Here is a 20,226-nt window from a genome sequence, read left to right as displayed (position 1 = left end):
GTTTTCCCCGCCAGCGCGGGGATGATCCGATTCCACCAGTCCCAGGGCACAACCTCCTGACGTTTTCCCCGCCAGCGCGGGGATGATCCTGCGTTTAACAGCATCAGCGATGCTAGAACCGTGTTTTCCCCGCCAGCGCGGGGATGATCCGCAATTGGCTGATTATTCGAATTATTCGGATAGGTTTTCCCCGCCAGCGCGGGGATGATCCGTCACTGGTAGTGCTACGGTGTCGCGCCTAGTGGTTTTCCCCGCCAGCGCGGGGATGATCCCGACGACACCGGATCGTGGGACAGTTACCACAAGTTTTCCCCGCCAGCGCGGGGATGATCCCTGACGGACGCGAACGAATTGTCATTCCTGACAGTTTTCCCCGCCACGGGGATGATCCGGGGACGGAGGCGTCGCCTAGTTCGCGTACTCGGTTTTCCCCGCCAGCGCGGGGATGATCCCTACCAGGCGGATGGACGCCCATTTGCCCGCGTGTTTTCCCCGCCCACGCGGGGATCATTCTATGTCGATTTCTATAAACACGGTTTCCCTTTTTCATGGCAAACCCCCGCTTGTTGTTCCGAGCAGGGGTTGTTTGCCTACTGTTCAGATTTCTACAGGCATTGTGGCTGCGCCGTCTTTAAGGAGGTCTTCCCTGAATACCCATTCGCCGTATTCTGCGTCCTCGTCACAGTCTTTAAGGTTTTCCATCCAAAATTTACGAATGGGGGCGCTAAATCTGAATCCATCTACCCTCAAATGCGTGTACGCGTCCGAAATGCCCCATGTTGGTTCACCGCATGAGATCATTTCGTCAACGTGCTCTAAAGATTCGCTGTTTGGAGCGAATTCTGCGATTTCTTCTCTTGAAGCTGCGACTGCTTCGTCAAATGTCAACAAGTGCCCACCCCTTTCACTTTAAGGAATCGAACAATTCCTCTGTTGTTGTCCCGTCTGTTTTCCTCCATGCTACTTCTTTGACGTGGCGAGGGGTAGCATGAGTAGTTCTTGGAACTTTTCTAGGCATCGTCGATATCGATATTTCTAAAACAACGTTGTTGTTCTCACCCTTCAGATGAACACGGTCATGCTGTCTGAGCACATGTTGTGGTCTTGCAACGATTGCCAGTATTGCTTCGACGTACATTTCTTTCGTCCAGTGCGCCGGTAATTTTGTTTTGTTCACCTGCGTAGACTCTGGACTATGTCCACTGCGCGCAGCCCTCTCATGCTACAAAACATCTAGGGTTAACATGGCAGTTGGAACGTTGATGTCCCCAGAGGAATCTCTCCCCTGCGGTATGCGTAGAGTCTCCTGCCTACTATCAACTGGAGAAGCCGCTGCAGCACCTGTGCGTGGTTGCTCGTCTCACCGTTTTCCCCGCTCACGCGGGGATGACCCTTCTATTAGAGGGACCGGTGACTTGTGCCCGGCGTTGTCCCTACTCGCGTGGGGGATGGATACACGAGTTGGGCGTGGTGTGCCTTCAGTGTGGAGTCATGCCGCGCAAAACTCGGACAGCATGACAGTAGTGGAGAAAGCAATCGAACTTTTTGTGTTACCTAACTTTCTCCCCGACAAGACGCAGAGGGACCATTGTTCTGCGGATTGTGAATCCATGCGACGAACCTTCTGCGGTGTCATGCGTGACAGTTTGAGGGATGTTGCCACTTAAATCACTGCTGAAGTGGTTATAGAACTGTTAGCTCGGCTATTGGCGCGCTAGGAATTAGGAATATAGAAATGATTAAGGGAAAATTCGCGTGAACCATGCGTTGTCTCTTCAAAGATCTTTGTAAGTTCACCACGGCGAATGCACAAAAGAATAAGAGCGCCCGAGGTTGACGCTGGTGACATTCCGCAGTTGTCTCCAGATAGCGATGAGTATCTTTCCCAAGACAAGTATGTTCCTGATGATGAAGTAGTATTTCTGAAGCAAGTGGCACCTGTCCTTCCATCAGTCTGTCAGAGCAGTACGACTCACAGGCAAGAGCGGTAACCGAAACGGGTCATGTTGAATGACTGGTCTCAAAGTATTTGATGGCGGCGCTCAGAATCGCATGATGTTCTCCTTCTTGAACATTAAGAACGCAACAATTGGTGCTGCCTGCATCTGCTTTGTGAAAAGACAATGATGTGACACTCTTGTCGGAGTTCAGCAGACAACATCAATCGCGACTCCAATCATGCGGACGCACTCTCCGCTCCTATGACTCCCTTTCCCCGGCCTTTTCAGAGAGGTTTCAAGGGAAGGCTGTAGTTGTTTTGGAGTCTTTTGCAAACGAATATTGGCGGCTTTACCATTCGCTCCAGAAGTGTCGCGCAGAGATGATAGTCCAACAGTTATCGCGGCACATATTCATCCTACGACCGGCATTCCTGATGAAAATTTTTTGGAAGGGGCAGAGAGTGCTTCTGTGTCTCGTCAGGAGAAAGATATCCTCCGACGTAGCCTCAAGTCAGAGAGTCCGACGAGATCGCTTGGCCGTAATTCCATGTAGCAAGGTCATGCAGAGGTCGTGTGATTTTGTGACGGCGCTTTCGGACAATGCCCAATCTAGCATCACAGTTCATGACTCATCGTCTGAAATATTCCACTAATTACTTAATTTCCCTACTGACGGACGAAAGCAACGTCATGCTTAATGGGAGCCTTTCAGTTATTAGTGCGTTCCCACATTGACGAAACACCCGCCAATCTATTCGCATCGCCGCAGTTCTTTCACTAGGGAAATGCCGGATAGGACTACGACCAGGGTAAATGGCAAGGCCATCACCACGGTGGCGCTCTGCAGTACGGGAATGCCGCCAGCCAGCAGCATCGCAAGGGTCAGTACCCCGGTGGACACAGCCCAGAAAATCCGCAGCAGCGGCATGGCTGAAGCGTTTTGAGGCGCTTTTGATGGTCGCGACATATGAGGTGCCATCAAGTCGCGGCAGACTTGCTGGTCCATTGCCGAGGCAGTGGTGGGCTGCATCGTGGCCAGTGAACATTGGGGGGTGGCTGCGGCATGGCGTGCAGTTTGTCTTTCGGGCACCTGTTCGGGCACCTGCGCGGGTTTTGTTGACAGTTCTGCCATTACAAGCGCGCCCGAATCGGCGCTGGTCACGTAGAACAAAACCCCAACGACCACTGCGAGCACCACAGCTGCCACACCGAAGGGGCGTGAAGCCAGCATCTCAAATAGGCCGGCTTCAGGTGTACTCGTAATTAAATCTGCGAAAGCTTGGCCGCTGGCACTGCTTGCGCCTACGTCGGTGTGGGGCAAAAGCGTTGCGCCTACTTCGGCACCGGGCGCGACCGTGGGAGCTGCTTCTGCGCCGGGAACGACCGTTGCGCCCACCTCGGCACCGGGCGCGACCGTAGCACCGGCGTCGGCATGGGAAAGCGCAGCTGCACCTCCATCAGTGTGCATATCCGAGGCCCTCCCCGCCCCCGCGCGAACAAGATCCACTGCGGAATTGCCAAAAATCCCCACCCAAATCACCACATAAGCAAAAGGAATAGTCAGTGTTCCTGCAACGAATTGTCGAATCGTTCTCCCACGAGAAATACGCGCTAAAAATATGCCAACAAATGCTGCCCACGTGATCCACCACGCCCAGAAAAACAAGGTCCATGTATTGAGCCACGCATCCGGCCTTTCCCATGCGTAGGTCTCTAGACTCCATGCGGGTAACAGCCGCACAAAATCACCCAGATTGCCCACGAGCGCATCAATGAGGAACGCAGTGCGTCCTGTGATGAGCACATAACCTGTCAGTACTCCAGCCAAAGCCACATTTGCTGAACACAGGATTTTGATGCCTCGTGAAATGTCGGTAAGTGCCGACAGGCACGCCACTCCAATACCGATCAACAGAAGCATCATTTGTGTAGGTAACCCAGCAGTGACACCGAAGATTACATTCAACCCTGCGCTGAGCTGAACCACCCCTACGCCAAGAGAGGTGGCAATACCGAACATGCCGCCAACAAGGGCAGCAGCATCAGCAATATGTCCAACCCAACCATCGGCTAACGGACCGAGCACCGGACGCAGCACTGAACGCAAGGACAGTTCAGCGCCTCGTCGATACGCAAAATATGCCAATGCCATCCCCAGCAGCGCATATAACCCCCACCCGTGCAAACCATAATGAAACATCGTCATGACGACCGCTTCACGAGCCGCCTGTACCGTCTGTCCTTGTCCCATGGGCGGCGACAGGTACTGCAATACAGGCTCAGCGACAGCAAAAAACATAATATCGGTGCTGATGCCAGCCGCAAAGAGCATGGCGGCCCACGAGAAAGTGGAATACTCAGGTTGTGTATCGTCCGCGCCGAGGCGCACACGACCAAAGCGGCTCAGTGCCAGTCCAACGACCAGCACCAAGACCCCGGTCGCTACCAGCATGTAGACCGAACCGAAATAGCGGCCCGCCCACTCAACAGCGTGTGTGAAAAGCTGTGCGATCTGTTGTGGAGCAAAAAGTCCAGCGATGGCAACGGAGATAATGACGGGTGCAGCAAGACCAAAGACTGGCCAACGTAGTGACGGCGTGATGTCCGTGAAGGAAGCACGGCGAAGCATCCAGCTTTTCTCCTCATCGCTACTTGGAAACGACAGCATGTCAGCTCATATGTGTGTGATACGCGCGTATGTTTTGTTAATAACCATACTGCCCGTTGGTTGACATCCGCAGCGACTAAACGCCTGACAGGCAAAGATGGTCGCCTCTTACAATTTTCGGTGAACCTCGATAGTCTCAGGTCACAAGCAGTCCGTCGACAACCCGCCCATGCGGAAAACAGGGAGTTAGCGTGCTACCTACACTTTTTGCCCCGAGCACTACGGCAGTGGCCGATTCACTACCCATCACGGCACTTTTGGCGCTATTGCCGCTTCTCGTTTTCTTCGTCATGCTGGGCGTATTTAAGATTGCCACTCACTGGTGTGCCATTGGTTCCCTTGCAGTGGCGTTAGCTGTAGCAGGTTTTGCTTTAAAAATGCCGCTTTCGCTGTCGCTTTTGTCGGCAAGTCAAGGCGCAGTATTTGGCCTCCTCGTCATTTGTTACATTGTTGTTGCAGCGGTGTGGCTCTACAACATTACTGAAGCCTCAGGTCGAGCAGCCGACGTGCGCACGATCTTTTCCCTAGTCGGTAAAGGAGACCTTCGCGTTCAAGCCCTGCTGATCTCCTTCTGCTTCTGCGGAATGCTGGAAGGTCTGGCAGGTTTCGGTGCACCCGTTGCCATTACCTGCGCCATGTTGCTGGCACTGGGACTGTCCCCATTGAAAGCTGCCCTTGCCACCATGGTCGGCAATAGCCTCAATGTCGCATTCGGTGCCATGGCAATCCCCATGATTACCACCGCACGACTGGGCGGCGTGACCACCGAGGTCCTCACCTCCACAAGTACCCGCATCACCCCGATTTTCTTCCTCATTATTCCGTTCCTCTTACTTGCGATGTTCGACGGGGCGCGAGGAGTCCGCCAGTTATGGCCAGCAGCCCTCGTTTCCGGGGCGGGTATGGGAGCGGGACACTTCATCACCGCTCACTTCATCTCTTTTGAGCTGACAGCTGTGGTGGCCTCGTTGATTTCCTTTGTTCTCACTGGGTTGCTTCTGGTGGTGTGGCGTCCCCCAACGCCTGAGGAGCAACGCTCAGAAACTGACACTGCGCGCATGAAAATCAGCCCTGCACGTATTGGATTGGCTTTGCTGCCGTATATTTTCGTCGTCTCTGTTTTCGCTGTTGCGAAGCTATGGCGCATCGGCTGGGATATTCCAGCGGCCCTCAAATCCACCGATCTGCCAATTCCATGGCCCGGCCTTGACGGCAACATCGGTACGGTTGCTGGCGAAGTCTCAAAGGACACGATTTTCGTGCTCTCCTCGCTGTCGTCACCTGGGACGATGCTGCTGTTTGCAGGCATAGTGGTGACACTGGTGTATGCTTCGACAAGTTCCGGTGGCCTTTTTCCATTCACTATTCGGCAAGGTATTGCCACCCTTGGCACGACCTTGTCGAGCCTGAAAACCGCAATCTTTACCATCGCGTGCGTGATGGCCCTTGCCTACACCATGAATTTCTCGGGCCAAACGGTGGCAATTGGCACATGGCTCGCCACAACCGGCGCCGCCTTCGCCTTCTTCGCCCCATTCCTTGGATGGCTTGGTACGGCGGTGACTGGATCAGCTACCTCTGCTGGCGCACTCTTCGCTAATCTGCATTCCGCAGCGGCTCAACAGGCGGGCCTGAGCCCACAACTGCTCCTAGCAGTCAACGAAATCGGTGGCGGTACCGGAAAGATTGTGAGCCCACAAAACCTTGCTATTGCCGCCACTGCGGTCAAGCAGGAGGGCTTGGAATCGGAGTTGCTGCGTAAAGCTGCGCCCTATTCTTTGGGCTTGGTGACGCTACTGGGCGTGATTACGTTCCTCGCGTCCATCGGCGTGCTGGGATTCCTTATCGCACACTAATCGTGCGGTCTGCGTTCTGCCTCGCGCGTGAGTCGTGCGACCTGTGTTCCGCCTCGTGCGTTTGTCGTGAGGCTTGTGTTTCGCCTCGCGCGTTGGTTGTGCGACCTGCGTTCTGCCTCGCGCCGAAGAAAGGGAGGTGGCAGGATAGGGGCATGACACTGAAGTCTCACGCTGATCTTCCCCCTATTCCCGAGGCCATGGCTGACCTTTTGCCAGGTGGCCACCCCTGGGCAGACGCCCACATCCTCGACCCGATGACGGCGCCGCCGCTTCGGTGGGGCATACTCGGTGCGGGCGGTATTGCTCATACCTTCGCACGTGACGTCCCAGCACACACTCGATCCACCGTTGTTGCTGTTGCCGCCCGCGACACCGATCGTGCCCAAGCATTCGCAGCAGCTCACAATATTGCCTCTGCCTACGGTTCCTACCAGGAATTGCTGACCAATGATCAGGTCGACGCTGTTTATGTCGCGGTCATCCACCCGTATCACGAAGAACTCGCACATATGGCCATCGAGGCAGGTAAAGCACTCCTCGTTGAAAAACCTTTCATGATGGACAGCGCACAAACACAGCGTGTCCTCACCGCCGCACGCGAGGCAGGTACATTCCTTATGGAAGCCATGTGGACACGCCACCTGCCGCAACACACACTCATGCAAGGCATCCTTGATGCGGGGGCACTTGGCCAAGTCGTCACCGTCCACGCTGACCACGGCCAAGCTCTGCGCCACGTACCACGACTGACCGAGAAAGAACTTGGTGGCGGGTCGCTCCTTGACCTTGGTGTCTACCCCATCTCGTTCATACAAAGCGTCCTGGGAAACACCACGCGCCTTTGTGCCGCGTCAGCACATATGACCCAGGCCGATGTTGACGCTCAGGTCGCAGCCATCTTCGAAGGGGCCGGCGCCTTGGCTACTGCAACTGCAAACCTTGACGGGCGTAGCGCCACCGCAGCAGAAGTCGTCTGCGAATGGGGTGCCATTGAAATGCCTCAACAGTTCTACCGGCCAGGCCAAATCCGCTTGCGTCAATTCCCTGAAGCAGGGTCTTATGGTGACATCACGTCGTGGGACGCCACCGTTGACGGTGGTTTCCAATACGAGGCCGCTGAAGTGGCACGCTGCATTACCGCAGGTTTGACACAATCCTCGGTTATGCCCTGGACTGATACCCTCCAGGTGATGCAGTTGATGGATCAGGTACGTGAACGCATCAACTTAAGTTACGACTAATACGACTTGCACAACATGCCGACAGTGTCACCCTGCGGCATAGGCAGGTGGGGTAATCCATACAGAACCCGCCTATTTCACGGTATCTGGTGCGGCGCACAGCAAAGGGCGTAAAACCAATGTGGGACAATGCTTGTACGTAATTGAGTCCTGCAACGGTGCGATATCCGCGCTGGGCGCCAGACGCCGCGACTACTGTTGTGCGCCTCGTTTCACTGATTCCAGAAGCATCACGGCAACATCCTTGACCTCAGGCAATGGGTGACCAGATCCTCCACCCGATGCAGAGCGTGCTGGATCAGCATCGTCTTCACCTAGCGCCACGTCCGGAAGACCTGCCTCAGGCGTCAAACCAACTGACGAACCAGTCGCAGACCCTAGCATCTGCGAACAGAAGGGGCAGCCTGTGGCAACAATATCAGCACCGGTTTGAGCCGCCTCGACAATACGCGCATCAGCAATGCGCACCCCACGGGTTTCCTCAAACCACGCATGCGCACCACCAGCACCACAACACATGGCGCGCTCACGATTACGAGGCATTTCCACCAGGGTCACACCCGGCAAAGCACCCACCAATTCACGAGGCGGTTCATACACTTCATTGTGACGACCCAAGTAGCAAGGATCGTGGTACGTGACAGTTGGCGAGGCGTCACCAGCAGATGGCGCAAGGGGTGTCAGGCGCCCTTCACGCACTAAACGGTTAAGCAACTGCGTGTGGTGGACCACGTCAAAGCGGCCACCAAGCTCCGGAAACTCTCCAGCAATCGTATTAAAACAGTGAGCGCAGCTCACCACAATGCGTTGAACCTTCGCATCATTCAGTGTGTCAATAGCCGCAGCAGCAAGCATTTGGAATAGCGGCTCATTACCGGCACGCCGAGCCGCATCACCTGTGCAGGACTCGCCAGAACCCAATACAGCAAATGACACGCCCGCAATATGCAGCAGCTCAGCAACGGCAGCAGAGGTGGCGCGGCCTCGGTCATCAAATGCCCCAGCGCATCCCACCCAGAACAGCCAATCGACATCTTCAGCAGATTCAATATCCACCCCAATGACAGGAACCTCGAAATCTAAGCCTTTGGCCCATTCCATGCGTTTACGTGCTGGCTGGTTATACGGATTTGCTTTGGATTCCATACCGCGGAAGGCACGTCCCAGTTCCCGCGGAAATGCTGCCTCCATCAGGACACGGTGGCGACGCAAGTCAAGGACGTGGTCAATATGTTCAATATCCACCGGACACTGGTCAACGCAGGCTCCACACATCGTGCAATCCCACAGTGCCTCTTCACTGACCACATGCGGGACAAGATCAGTAAAAACGTCAGCAGCCCCTTGCGGACCACTGGTGCCCGACACCGACAAAATATCAAGCAAATCCATACTGTGAGGTGTAGGCTCAGCGCCCTTTTCCAGCAGCATCGTGCCGTCTTGTTCCATCTGCGCGAGCCTGTCAAGACCCCCAACACCGGGTATCTCCGCGTCGGTAACCTCGCGTTCCTGCAGTTCCAAACGCGACAACGACTGCACATGATCCCTCATAGCCAACACGAGGAGTTTCGGCGACAAAGGCTTGGCGGTATTCCACGCTGGACACAATTCCTGACAGCGACCACACTCAGTGCAGGTATACAGGTCAAGGCGATCTTTCCATGACAGATCCGCAGCAGTGCCCGCCCCTAAATGCACGTCATCGCCCAGATCGTCAAAAGCGTCGGGACTTGTCACCGGAGCGCCATCAATGAGCATCGGAGCTGCTGGGCCCAGGCTCTTCGAACCATCAGCGTTACGGCGCGTATAAATATTGACCACAGCCAGGAAACGGTGCCACGCCACACCCATTGACGTTTGGACACCTACCACCATCAGCCACACCATTGAGGCCAAGATTTTCAACAGGGACACCACGACAATGGCATTAGCAAGTGCGGTGGGGGTGGGGGAAACGACGCCGATTAATTCGCCCGCCCACCACGTCGCTGGGTAATTCCACCACATGGCAGCATGTTCGTGAGTGCGCGCAATGTCGACCAGCGCATAATCGAGGGCGCGCAGGACCACTACACAGGCACACACAATGAGGATGACCCACTCAACAAACAGAGCCTGCCATCGAGTCGAACCAAGGAAACGGGAAGCCAAACGATTGGCCTGGCCGCGGCGCGGCAATGACGAGGCAGAGGTGCCGGATGCGTTAACGGGCGAGGGAAGGGCCGCTTCGGGCGAGGACAGGGCGGCTTCGTGAGAGGGAAGGGCCGCATCGCGCGCGTTATTGGGCGAGGACAGGGCGGCCTCGGCAATCGAACCGGTGCCTTCGCGCGACCGCACGAACATGAGGGCACCAATACCAAGGAGCCCTCCCCACGCGAAAAACTCCACCAGCCAATTCCACGGCGCAAAACTGCCCAGCAGCGGCAAGACCCACTCAGGGTCACGCAGATGCACGTAGGCCGAGGTCAACGTAAGGAAAAGAACGGGGAAGGACAACATCACAAGCCAATGCGCTGCCTTCACCAGCGGACGGCCGCGAAATTCGCGGTGAGAGAGTGCAGCCCACACTAGCGACCAGGTTCGACGCAATACAGGGCGGGTACGACCAGGTTCTGGCGTTCCTGAAGAAAATTGGCGCCACAAGTGGGCAAGGCCACGCGCGAAGGCAATCAGTGCAAACAGGGTGGCAAATAATGCCACAACCCAGCTCACAACAGACAAAACGGGCGTTGCCATGCAAACTCCAGTCGATAGCTGAATAACGGTACCGCTCCATTGTCCCACGCATAGCGTTGACTAGGCGCAGTGCAGTGGTATGGACCTGTCCAATCGGTGGCGTCGTTTCTTGGGGCAGCAGCACTTATCGACCACGACCCACATGAAGGACATGTGCTCACTGGAGTCGTGTCACATGCGAGGTGAGATTTGTGTTGAAAGCGCACAAAGACGCGGATTCCATTATTGTTAAAAGATAACAAAGTTCCGTCCGACTCCCATCCCTGACTGGAGCCGTAATGTTCGCCGTGATCGCTGCCCACCTGTGTGCCGCGATCATCGCCCCTGCACTTGTGGATGCAATGGGTCGTCGCGCACTGGCCATCCTCGCAGCCATCCCCGCTTCAGCCCTGATTTACGCCCTATGGCACAGCCCCACCATAATGGCAGGCGGAAGTATCACCAACACGTGGACGTGGATCCCCGGACTTGCCCTGACCATCAGCTTGAAAATGGATCTGCTTGGTTGGGTGATGAGTCTTATCGTGGGTGGCGTGGGCGCAATCGTCCTGCTGTACGCCAGCGCCTACTTCACCGACGCCTCGGTCGGCCTGCGGCGCTTTGCCTCAATATTCACCCTCTTTGCTGGCGTCATGTTTGGCCTCGTCTTAGCAGATCACACGATGGTGCTGTACACCTTCTGGGAAGCGACGTCGATCCTGTCGTACCTGCTCATCGGCCACCACCACGAACGTCGCCCCGCGCGCCTCGCCGCACGCCAGGCCCTACTGCTGACCTCGTCGGGCGCATTAGCAATGTTTGCCGGACTCATTATGCTGGCCGAGGCGCCCGGAGGTTCCTACAGGATCAGCATCCTGGTTGCCAACGCAGCCAACGGCACCCTTGACACATCCTCCCCATTGGTGATCGTCGCTACCTTCCTCGTCTTGGCGGGTGCCCTCTCCAAATCAGCTCAACTCCCTTTCCACTTTTGGCTGCCCGGCGCAATGACAGCCCCCACACCCGTGTCGGCCTATCTGCACGCTGCAGCGATGGTGAAAGCAGGAGTTTACCTCATTGCCCGCCTCACACCAGGTTTCGTTCAGGTCCCAGCATTTAGTCCAGTCTTAGTGATCTTCGGTCTTGTCACCATGTGCCTAGGGGCACTGCGCGCACTACGACAATACGACCTGAAATTGCTTCTAGCCCACGGCACCGTATCTCAACTCGGCCTGATTATCGCCACCATCGCACAGGGGAGTGCCGCTGCCATGACGGCAGGTTTGGTCATGTTGGTATCCCACGCCACCTTCAAATCGGCCCTATTCCTTACCGTGGGGGCCATCGAACAGGCAACCGGTAGGCGCGACTGGCGTCGCCTCAGTGGTGTCGGCAGACGCAAACCTGTCCTGGCTGCGGCGGGTGCTGTGGCATTGGCGTCGATGGCAGGTATCCCGCTGACAACAGGCTACCTAGGCAAAGAAGCACTGATTAGCGCACTGTTACACGGAAGTGGAGCAGCGTGGACACAGGCAACACCGTGGGCCGATGTGCTGGTCTTGGTCGCCGTTGCACTAGGTTCGACGCTTACCGTTGCCTACGCATGGCGTGCATGGTGGGGAGCTTTTGGGACGCGGCCACTGCCAGATGACGAAGATATTTGCCGCACCACATCAGTCAAGGGCAGTGTCATCGCCGCGCATAAATGCACACGCACCCCCACATTGATGGTGCTCATGATTGTTCTATTAGCAAGCGGTGCGTTAATTGGTCTATTTCCCACAGCTCTTGAACACGTCTTGTCACCATTTGGCGCAGACACCCTTCCTGGAAGTGCCCACCTAGTATGGTGGTCCGGCTGGGGGCCAGCACTGATCACCGCTGCGATCCTCAGCGTCGGAGCCTTCCTCGCATTTGCTGGACGGAACGTAGAAAGGCTCCAAGAACGTTTTGCGCCACGTGTGGCACTTGTGGACCTGTATGCGTGGAGTATCCACGAACTCGACATTGTGTCAGCGCGCATCACTCGACTTATTCAACGCGGTTCTTTGCCATGGGACCTGTCAGTTATCGTTGTCACCCTTGTGTTGCTGGTGAGCGGCGTATTCATCATTGCGCCGCCGCAATACTTTGCGATCCGGTGGGCTGATTCAGCTGCGCAGGTCGCAATTGGCGTCGTCATCGTCCTAGCTGCCATTCTTACCGTTCGTTCCCGAGGCCGTATGCGTGCCGCTATCCTCCTAGGCGCGGTAGGTCTTGGGGTGGCGCTCCTATGGGCAAGTCAAGGTGCCCCCGACCTTGCGTTGACCCAAATCGTTGTCGAGGCGGTAGGTATTGTCGTCTTCGTCCTCGTCTTGCGGCGCCTTCCCACCTACTTTTCTGACCGGCCCCTCCAACGTTCTCGCTGGTGGCGCTTTGCTCTTGCGTTAGTGACGGGTGTCGGTGTGGTCGCCACTGGACTGTACGCCTCCTCGGCGCGTATCCACGATTCGGTGGCGACATTGATGCCTTCAGAAGCCCTGGACTTTGGTCACGGAAAAAACATTGTCAACGTCATCCTTGTGGATATTCGTGCTTGGGACACTGTGGGTGAATTGTCAGTCCTTCTGGTAATTGCCACCGGTGTTGCGGCCCTTATCCATGTGCGTTCCCGAGGCCGTAGTCCCCGCAGTTTGCCGCGCGCTACCACGTCGGCAGCAACACCACGTTTCTTACGCGGTGTTGCCTTGCTGGATCCACGTGAACGCTCCACAGTGATGGAAGTTGTCACCCACCTGCTATTCCACACGATGCTGGTATTGTCCGTGTGGCTGCTATTTATTGGGCACAACAGCCCAGGTGGCGGTTTCGTTGGGGGCGTTGTGGCTGGATTGGCCTTCCTCCTACGCTACCTGGCGGGTGGCCGATACGAATTGGCCGAGGCAATGCCACTGTCCGCGGGACGTGTCCTCGGTTTTGGTCTTTTCCTTGCCGGTTTGGGGGCTTTGCTGCCACTTCTTGCTGGCAATACCGTTTTAGAATCAACGGCTATTGACTGGAGTTTGGGTGTCCTTGGCGAAATCCATTTCACGACCGCCATGCTGCTTGATGTCGGTGTTTACGTCCTCGTGATCGGTCTGGTCCTTGACCTCGTATCGACCCTTGGCAGCGAAATTGACCTTCACGCGCGTGAACACACAGAGCAGGTGAACGCATGAATATCCCATCGGTAGCCCTGCTTGTCATCGCTGGCGTTCTTGTAGGTTGCGGCGTTTACCTGCTGCTGGAACGCAGCCTGTCACGTATCTTCATCGGTCTAGGCTTACTCACTCACGGCGTCAACGTCCTACTGTTGGCCTCTGGTGGAGCCGCAGGTCGTCCCCCGTTGATTGGCTCAGAAGATGTGGCGGCCATGTCCGACCCCTTACCGCAAGCTATGATGCTCACCTCGATCGTCCTGTCACTGGGGACCACCGCTTTCGGTCTTGCCTTGGCGTATCGGCAGTGGCGCCTAGCAGGTCACGATGAAGTGGTCGACGATATTGAAGACCGTTTGCTGTCGCGCCGCATTGAAACGGAACACGCCGTGGATGCACGTGAAGAAGCGGCAACCGGTGCCGAAGACGCCAATATTGACTACGACGAAGAAGCTGCTGACGGTGTTGCCGGAGCCGCTGGTCCTGGCCGCGAAGGCTTGGCGCCTCAGGCCAGCGATCTTGACCTTAGCAAGGAGGATCGCCCATGATCGACCTTGCGTGGCTGGTTCCCGTTCCGGTTCTGTTGCCTCTGCTTGCAGCAGGTATGGTTTTGGTTCTTTTCCGCAGGCCGAGGCTGCAGCGTTTCCTTGCGCTCCTCACACTGTCGGCGACTACCGTGGTGTCTTTCGCTTTAGCATACGCAGCGCATTGGGGTCCGCAGGTACTTGACGTTGGCTCCTGGGCGGCACCTATCGGAATCACCCTGGTCATTGACCGCCTGTCAGGAACGATGTTGGTCGTCAGTCAGGTGGTGACGTTGGCGGTCCTGGTTTACTCCACGTCGCAGTCAACCGTTGATGACAATCCGCGCACCCCTGTCGCCATCTACTTCCCGACATTCTTGATCCTGTCAGCGGGGGTAGCCAACGCATTCATCACAGGTGACCTTTTCAACCTTTTTGTTGGCTTTGAAATCCTCCTTGCCGCGTCCTTTGTCCTGATTACTTTGGGTGCGACCCGCGGGCGTGTACGTGCAGGCACGGTGTACGTTGTCGTGTCGCTCCTGTCATCGGCGGTCTTCCTTGCCGGTATTGCACTGACGTACGCGGCAACGGGAACCGTTAACCTCGGCCATTTGGCGCAGCGGCTTCAAGAAATCGATCCAGGCACTGCTTTAATGATTAATGTCGTGCTGCTGACCGCATTCGGCATTAAAGCAGCTATTTTTCCGCTGCACGCGTGGTTGCCTGACTCTTATCCGACCGCCCCAGGTCCTGTCACGGCGGTCTTTGCCGGCCTGATGACGAAAGTTGGCGTCTATGCGTTGATCCGACTTCAAGTTCTGCTTTTCCCTGGCGACAACCTCAGTGCGCTACTTACCGTTCTTGGCATGGCGACCATGCTGGTGGGTATCGTAGGCGCCGTCGCACAAAATGACATTAAGCGACTCCTGTCCTTTGTGCTGGTGTCACATATTGGCTACATGCTGTGGGGTCTTGCCATACTGTCAGAAACGTCTTTAGCTGCCACGATCTACTACGCTGCCCACCATATTGTGGTGCAAACCAGCCTATTTTTGGTGGCGGCTCTTATTGAACGACGGATGGGAACAACGTCGCTGGCGCGGCTCCATTCCTTGTCGAAGACAGCGCCTGTCCTTGCCGGTATTTTCTTTGTTTCAGGTATTAACCTGGTGGGGATTCCCCCTTTAACGGGCTTCGTTGGCAAGCTGGGTTTGGCCCGCGCTTCGGTCGAATTAGCGACGCCGAGCGCGTGGATACTGCTTGCGGGTGGTCTTATCACGTCGTTCCTTACCCTGTATGTTCTGGTGAAATGGTGGGCGCTTGCCTTTTGGCAGGGTGAGGATGACCGGTATAGCTATATGACCACTCCGCTGGTAAGGCCTGACGCCAGCGAAGCTGTCAAAGCGCGTGCCGAACGGCAATTTGAGCGGGCACGTCAGGTTCTCGTTCCCGCTATTCGGCGTGCCGAGGCGGTGGCGGACCAGGCGCGCACCGAAGGGGAAACGGGTGCGAATGCCTCGACACGCCTCATGTACGCGGTGGTAGCCGTGTTGGTCGGTGTCCAAGTTGCCATGGCGGCGTTTTCAGGGCCACTGTGGGAGTACATGTCCTCAGCCGCACGTGACCAGATTGGTGGGCGCGCCTATGTTGAAGCTGTCCTTGGCGACGACGGTCGTGGGTCAGGTACTTCAGATGAATACTCCTCCAATGACCTTAATGTGGAACCGTCGCCTGACCCGACCGCACCACCGCTTGACCAGAACGACGCAACTAGCGGAGGTGAACACTGATGAAGCGTGTATTGCGGCGAATATCGCCAGCGATGACGGTGTGGCTCACGCTGCTGTGGCTGCTGGTATTCCACTCAGTGGCACCCCTGCACGTAATGTCGGGCCTGCTGGTTGCCATCGTCGTGCAGGTGCTGTTCCCACTGCCGCAGACCAATACCAGGTGGCGTTTACGAACTATCGCAATCGTTGTGCTCCTGGGCGTCTTTTTTAAAGACCTTGTTGTGGCTTCGTGGCATGCGATACGTATCGTTGTCAGTGGACGCGAGGTGACCAACGGGGTCGTGCATGTGCCGCTGAACTCTCCTGATCCGGTTCACTTGACCATAATGTCGGCCATGACATCGCTGGTTCCGGGTTCACTGGTGGTCAAAGTGCATCACGACACGTGCGCATTTGACCTGCACGTATTGGATCTCCCTGCACAAGGTGGAGTGCGTGGCGTACAGACGAAAGTTCTTAAGCTCGAACAGCGACTCCTTGCCGCAGTGGCAGGCACGCCGATACTGCCACGCCCCAACCCTCGTCTGACAGATGTGAGGAGCAGCCGATGAGCGCCATTGACTACATCCACTTGGCGTCCTTGGTGATTGCCGCAGTGGCAGGCATTTTCACACTGTGGCGCATGAGAATCGGCCCGACCATCCTTGACCGTGTCGTTGCCAGTGACGTACTAACAGCTGTGGCGATTACTTTCGTTGCGGTCCTCATCGTATGGTGGGCGCGTTCTGATTTGGCGCTGGTACTGATCCTTTTAGCGCTCACAGGTTTCATCACATCAGTGGTTGCAGCACGCTTCGTCACCCGCGAGGTCGTGGGGGAGCGGCGCATCCTTTCGCGGGAAGAAGCTGCGATCCAGCAGCAGGCCCGCCAAGCCATTGAAGAGGAGGCTCTTGACGAGGCGGAACAGGAGGCTGAGCAATGGTGATTGCCGCCGCTGCCCTTTCGACTGCCCTGACCACCGAATCGAGCGTAGGGCCACTCATCAGCAGTATTGACTGGGCGCAGGTACGCACGTGGATTGGGGCGCTCCTCATCCTGTTGGGTGCCGTGCTCACATTGATTGCTGCAATTGGCGTTGCCATCAGGAAAGATCCTTATGAGCGTATGCATGTGGCATCAAAGCCCCAATACCTTGGCCTGATCGTGCTGTGCACCGGCATTGTTGTGGAAACGGCGTCACTATGGTGGCTGATTACCGGCGTGGTAGTCCTTATCCTTCAAGCAGTGACCGTCCCTGTCGGTTCTCATCTGGTGGCACGCGCCTTCGATCGCACACACCGTCTTGATGAGCCGGCCGACGAAGAAGTGCAGTACTAAAAGTACAGCTCAGCTTGCGCCTGCACGGTGCAGCACCAAGGCCACTAAGGGCATCGGATTGGCGCTAGTGGCCGGGACGAAAGGGGAGTTCTGCACCCAGACTTTGCTGCGCCTCGCCAATTGTCGGACCATAGTGGCATCAAAGGTGCCAAGTATGAAAAAGTTAGCCTGTGCGTGCTTCCCTACAGGATCATACGGACCACCTTCTCGATAGCGTTGACCCTTTCGAGGACGATCGACCACATGACCACTGCGGTGTCTTTGGCGTGTGGGCACCCGGTGAAGACGTTTCACGTCTGACGTATTTCGCGCTCTACGCTCTGCAACACCGAGGCCAACAGTCAGCGGGTATCGCCACCTCCGACCGTGAATCTATCCTCGTGTATAAAGATCAGGGGCTTGTGAACAGGGTTTTTAATGAACAAACCCTCCAAGGCTTGAAAGGTCACATCGCCCTGGGGCATGTGCGCTATGCCACCACCGGTGAGGATACGTGGCGCAATGCTCAACCGACCCTTGGCCCAACCCCGGTTGGTACCGTGGCCCTCTGTCACAACGGTAACCTCACTAATACCGCTGAACTGAGGCAGCTCGCAGCCTCTATCGCTGGTGATGACGATGATTTTGAACGTGGCGCATCCACAGACACCAGCATCGTGACCGCCCTGCTCGGGATGGCCGATCGCATTCCCGGCCCTGCGCCGTTCATCCCCCAAGGGACACACACGCCGACTGACGCTACCCAAACCTCGGCAATCCAACAGGCAGGCCACCTCAGAGAAAGCGAAGAACGTATCCGAGGCGCCCTGGTTGGTGCCGCGCTCAAAGTATTGCCGCGACTCAAGGGCGCATTCTCGCTGGTCTTTATGGATGAGCACACCATGTATGGGGCGCGCGACCCCCACGGCTACCGACCACTGGTCCTTGGCCGCCTCTCCTCCGGGTGGGTGTTGGCCTCAGAAACCGCAGCCCTTGACCTGTGCGGCGCGACCTTTGTGCGCGAAGTCGAACCAGGCGAACTGATCACCATTGACTCCACTGGCGTCCACACTCGCCGTTTTGCCATCAGTAACGCCAATACCTGCGTCTTCGAATACGTGTACCTGGCGCGACCAGACACCAAGATCGGCGGCACACAGATCGTCGCATCACGGCACCGCATGGGCGCATTGCTCGCCAAAGAAAACCCCATCGACGCTGACTTGGTCATTCCGACCCCAGACTCTGGTACGCCCGCTGCCATTGGCTATGCGGAAGCATCCGGTATTCCTTTCGCGCAGGGCCTAGTGAAGAACGCCTATGTGGGTCGCACCTTCATCCAACCTACCCAGTCCTTGCGGCAACAAGGTATTCGCCTCAAACTCAATCCGTTGCGTGACGTTATCGAAGGTAAACGGCTTGTCGTCATCGACGACTCGATTGTGCGCGGCAATACGCAGCGTGCGTTGGTGACGATGCTGCGCGAGGCGGGGGCTGCTGAGGTACATGTGCGTATCTCATCGCCGCCGGTGACGTGGCCATGTTTCTTCGGTATCGACTTTCCTACACGCGCTGAACTGATTGCTTCAGCCCTTGACGTGGAGGGGGTGCGGGCCTCGATTGGCGCCGACTCCTTGGCTTACCTGTCCCTGGATGGCATGGTGGAAGCCACCGGTCAGGGAACAGCCCTGTGTTTGGGGTGTTTCACCGGCGACTATCCTGAGGACGTGCCCGAAGGTACGCCAATACCTGGCACACCTGGCGCGCGAATATAGCCGACATAACGGGCGCGCGAGGCCCATTTCGATCACAATCCCCACCGTCCCACCGTCCCACCGTCGCAGGAGAAATGATGACTGACACCAAGCCCCTTGACTACGCTACTGCAGGTGTCGATACCGCTGCCGGCGATCGCGCGGTGGACCTGATGAAAGCCGCAGTGGCGTGCACGCATGATGCCACCGTGGTGGGCGCAACTGGAGGTTTTGCGGGAATGGTGGACGCCTCGGCACTGCTGGGGATGAAACGCCCACTGCTGGCAACGTCTACGGACGGTGTGGGAACAAAAATTGCTTTAGCGCGCGCTCTGGATATCCACGACACCATTGGTCAAGACCTTGTGGGCATGGTGGTTGACGACATCGTGGTCGTCGGGGCCCGCCCGGTGCTGATGACGGACTATATTGCCTGTGGCAAAGTCGTGCCCGAACGTATTGCCGATATTGTTCGCGGTATCGCTCAGGCGTGCCAGCAGGTTGCGTGCCCGCTTGTTGGTGGGGAAACGGCAGAGCATCCGGGTTTGATGGCTGACGATGACTACGATATTGCGGGTGCAGCCACCGGCGTTGTGGATGCCGATCAAGTGCTTGGCCCACAGCGTGTGCGCCCTGGTGACGTGCTTGTGGCCATGGCCTCGTCGGGTCTGCATTCGAATGGCTATTCGTTGGTGCGCGCTGTGGTTGACCGTGTTGGTCTGCCCTTAGAAGCACAGGTGGCAGATTTTGGCCGCACCCTAGGTGAAGAGCTACTTGAACCGACACGGCTTTACACCACCGTTTGTCTTGACCTTGTCCAGACCTATGGCGTTGAGGCAATACATGCCCTGTCCCACGTTACTGGCGGAGGATTGGCTGCCAATGTGTCGCGTGTACTACCTACAGGCGTGACTGCAAGCGTTGACCGCAGTTCGTGGAGTGTTCCGCCGGTCTTTGACTGGGTGCGTCGCGGCGGAGACGTAACGTGGGACGCATTGGAAGACTCTCTCAACTTGGGGGTCGGCATGGTCGCGGTCGTTTCAGCTGATGCCGCTGACCAGGTTATTCGTACCACGCGTGAGGCTGGTATCGAGGCGTGGGTCCTTGGCGTGGTTCATGACGAGGCGTGGGTGGGCGCTTCTGGTGCGCGTGTGGTGCGTGGCGCGAAAGGTGTGACTGCGGGCGCGGTGGCCATGAGCGGGCAGTACCGACTGTCTTAAAAACGGGTAGTACCGACTGTCTTAAAAGTAGTGCCCTTAGTGGGCT

The 20,226-nt window shown here is 56.7% G+C and carries 13 protein-coding genes and 1 CRISPR repeat array; of the genes, 10 read left to right on the top strand and 3 right to left on the bottom strand.

Annotation, left to right across the window (positions count from 1 at the left end; all coding sequences use genetic code 11):
* Nucleotides 1-333: a CRISPR direct-repeat array (repeat unit 28 nt; unit sequence GTTTTCCCCGCCAGCGCGGGGATGATCC).
* A 264-nt stretch (nt 334-597) separates the two neighbouring features.
* Both G438_RS0104255 and G438_RS12625 read right to left on the bottom strand, forming a co-directional pair.
* Nucleotides 598-891 carry a hypothetical protein gene (locus G438_RS0104255; protein ID WP_026460279.1) on the bottom strand — a complete coding sequence of 98 codons (294 nt, stop codon included), beginning with the start codon at nt 889-891 and terminating at the stop codon, nt 598-600.
* Between the two features lie 1,800 nt (nt 892-2,691).
* Complete coding sequence (locus tag G438_RS12625; RefSeq protein ID WP_051259283.1) at nt 2,692-4,569, bottom strand: BCCT family transporter; 1,878 nt, start codon at nt 4,567-4,569, stop codon at nt 2,692-2,694.
* 230 nt (nt 4,570-4,799) lie between these two features.
* Here G438_RS12625 and G438_RS0104240 point away from each other — a divergent pair, with 230 nt between their 5' ends.
* On the top strand, nt 4,800-6,464 hold the full coding sequence (locus G438_RS0104240) for an L-lactate permease (protein ID WP_026460278.1): 1,665 nt from the start codon (nt 4,800-4,802) through the stop codon (nt 6,462-6,464).
* Nucleotides 6,465-6,616: 152 nt separating this feature from the next.
* Nucleotides 6,617-7,705 carry a Gfo/Idh/MocA family protein gene (locus tag G438_RS0104235; RefSeq protein WP_051259282.1) on the top strand — a complete coding sequence of 363 codons (1,089 nt, stop codon included), beginning with the start codon at nt 6,617-6,619 and terminating at the stop codon, nt 7,703-7,705.
* Between the two features lie 192 nt (nt 7,706-7,897).
* Here the strand turns inward: G438_RS0104235 and G438_RS0104230 are convergent, their stop codons facing one another.
* Complete coding sequence (locus tag G438_RS0104230) at nt 7,898-10,441, bottom strand: (Fe-S)-binding protein (protein WP_026460276.1); 2,544 nt, start codon at nt 10,439-10,441, stop codon at nt 7,898-7,900.
* Nucleotides 10,442-10,719: 278 nt separating this feature from the next.
* Between G438_RS0104230 and G438_RS0104225 the strand changes: the two genes are divergently transcribed.
* From G438_RS0104225 to purM, 8 genes are all read left to right on the top strand, one after another.
* Complete coding sequence (locus tag G438_RS0104225) at nt 10,720-13,617, top strand: Na+/H+ antiporter subunit A (RefSeq protein ID WP_026460275.1); 2,898 nt, start codon at nt 10,720-10,722, stop codon at nt 13,615-13,617.
* Complete coding sequence (locus G438_RS10770; protein ID WP_084403066.1) at nt 13,614-14,144, top strand: Na(+)/H(+) antiporter subunit C; 531 nt, start codon at nt 13,614-13,616, stop codon at nt 14,142-14,144. Before G438_RS0104225 ends, G438_RS10770 begins: the two co-directional genes overlap by 4 nt.
* Complete coding sequence (locus tag G438_RS10765; RefSeq protein ID WP_084403064.1) at nt 14,141-15,910, top strand: Na+/H+ antiporter subunit D; 1,770 nt, start codon at nt 14,141-14,143, stop codon at nt 15,908-15,910. The genes G438_RS10770 and G438_RS10765 overlap by 4 nt, the downstream gene beginning before the upstream one ends.
* Nucleotides 15,910-16,461 (top strand): Na+/H+ antiporter subunit E, encoded by a 552-nt coding sequence (locus tag G438_RS0104210; protein ID WP_026460274.1) that lies wholly within the window; start codon nt 15,910-15,912, stop codon nt 16,459-16,461. The genes G438_RS10765 and G438_RS0104210 overlap by 1 nt, the downstream gene beginning before the upstream one ends.
* Nucleotides 16,458-16,835 carry an MrpF/PhaF family protein gene (locus tag G438_RS10760; protein ID WP_051259281.1) on the top strand — a complete coding sequence of 126 codons (378 nt, stop codon included), beginning with the start codon at nt 16,458-16,460 and terminating at the stop codon, nt 16,833-16,835. Before G438_RS0104210 ends, G438_RS10760 begins: the two co-directional genes overlap by 4 nt.
* Nucleotides 16,829-17,227 (top strand): cation:proton antiporter, encoded by a 399-nt coding sequence (locus tag G438_RS10755; RefSeq protein ID WP_051259280.1) that lies wholly within the window; start codon nt 16,829-16,831, stop codon nt 17,225-17,227. Before G438_RS10760 ends, G438_RS10755 begins: the two co-directional genes overlap by 7 nt.
* Nucleotides 17,228-17,397: 170 nt before the next feature.
* Entirely contained in the window at nt 17,398-18,981 is a 1,584-nt protein-coding gene (gene purF / locus G438_RS0104195; RefSeq protein WP_026460273.1) for an amidophosphoribosyltransferase, read from the top strand.
* A 77-nt stretch (nt 18,982-19,058) separates the two neighbouring features.
* The gene (gene purM, locus G438_RS0104190; protein ID WP_026460272.1) at nt 19,059-20,180 is read left to right on the top strand and encodes a phosphoribosylformylglycinamidine cyclo-ligase; all 1,122 of its coding nucleotides are present in this window, start codon (nt 19,059-19,061) and stop codon (nt 20,178-20,180) included.
* Nucleotides 20,181-20,226 lie beyond the last annotated feature (46 nt).

Source organism: Schaalia suimastitidis DSM 15538, from assembly GCF_000429105.1.
Lineage (GTDB): Bacteria > Actinomycetota > Actinomycetes > Actinomycetales > Actinomycetaceae > Pauljensenia > Pauljensenia suimastitidis.
This window is presented reverse-complemented; position numbering and strand designations above follow the sequence as displayed.

What these genes read in the sequence shown, in the direction of transcription:
- purM (WP_026460272.1), top strand. Translation starts at nt 19,059, where the DNA reads ATGACTGACACCAAGCCCCTTGACTACGCTACTGCAGGTGTCGATACC.
- G438_RS12625 (WP_051259283.1), bottom strand. Translation starts at nt 4,569, where the DNA reads ATGCTTCGCCGTGCTTCCTTCACGGACATCACGCCGTCACTACGTTGG.
- G438_RS10760 (WP_051259281.1), top strand. Translation starts at nt 16,458, where the DNA reads ATGAGCGCCATTGACTACATCCACTTGGCGTCCTTGGTGATTGCCGCA.
- G438_RS10770 (WP_084403066.1), top strand. Translation starts at nt 13,614, where the DNA reads ATGAATATCCCATCGGTAGCCCTGCTTGTCATCGCTGGCGTTCTTGTA.
- G438_RS0104235 (WP_051259282.1), top strand. Translation starts at nt 6,617, where the DNA reads ATGACACTGAAGTCTCACGCTGATCTTCCCCCTATTCCCGAGGCCATG.
- G438_RS0104225 (WP_026460275.1), top strand. Translation starts at nt 10,720, where the DNA reads ATGTTCGCCGTGATCGCTGCCCACCTGTGTGCCGCGATCATCGCCCCT.
- G438_RS10755 (WP_051259280.1), top strand. Translation starts at nt 16,829, where the DNA reads ATGGTGATTGCCGCCGCTGCCCTTTCGACTGCCCTGACCACCGAATCG.
- G438_RS10765 (WP_084403064.1), top strand. Translation starts at nt 14,141, where the DNA reads ATGATCGACCTTGCGTGGCTGGTTCCCGTTCCGGTTCTGTTGCCTCTG.
- G438_RS0104210 (WP_026460274.1), top strand. Translation starts at nt 15,910, where the DNA reads ATGAAGCGTGTATTGCGGCGAATATCGCCAGCGATGACGGTGTGGCTC.
- G438_RS0104230 (WP_026460276.1), bottom strand. Translation starts at nt 10,441, where the DNA reads ATGGCAACGCCCGTTTTGTCTGTTGTGAGCTGGGTTGTGGCATTATTT.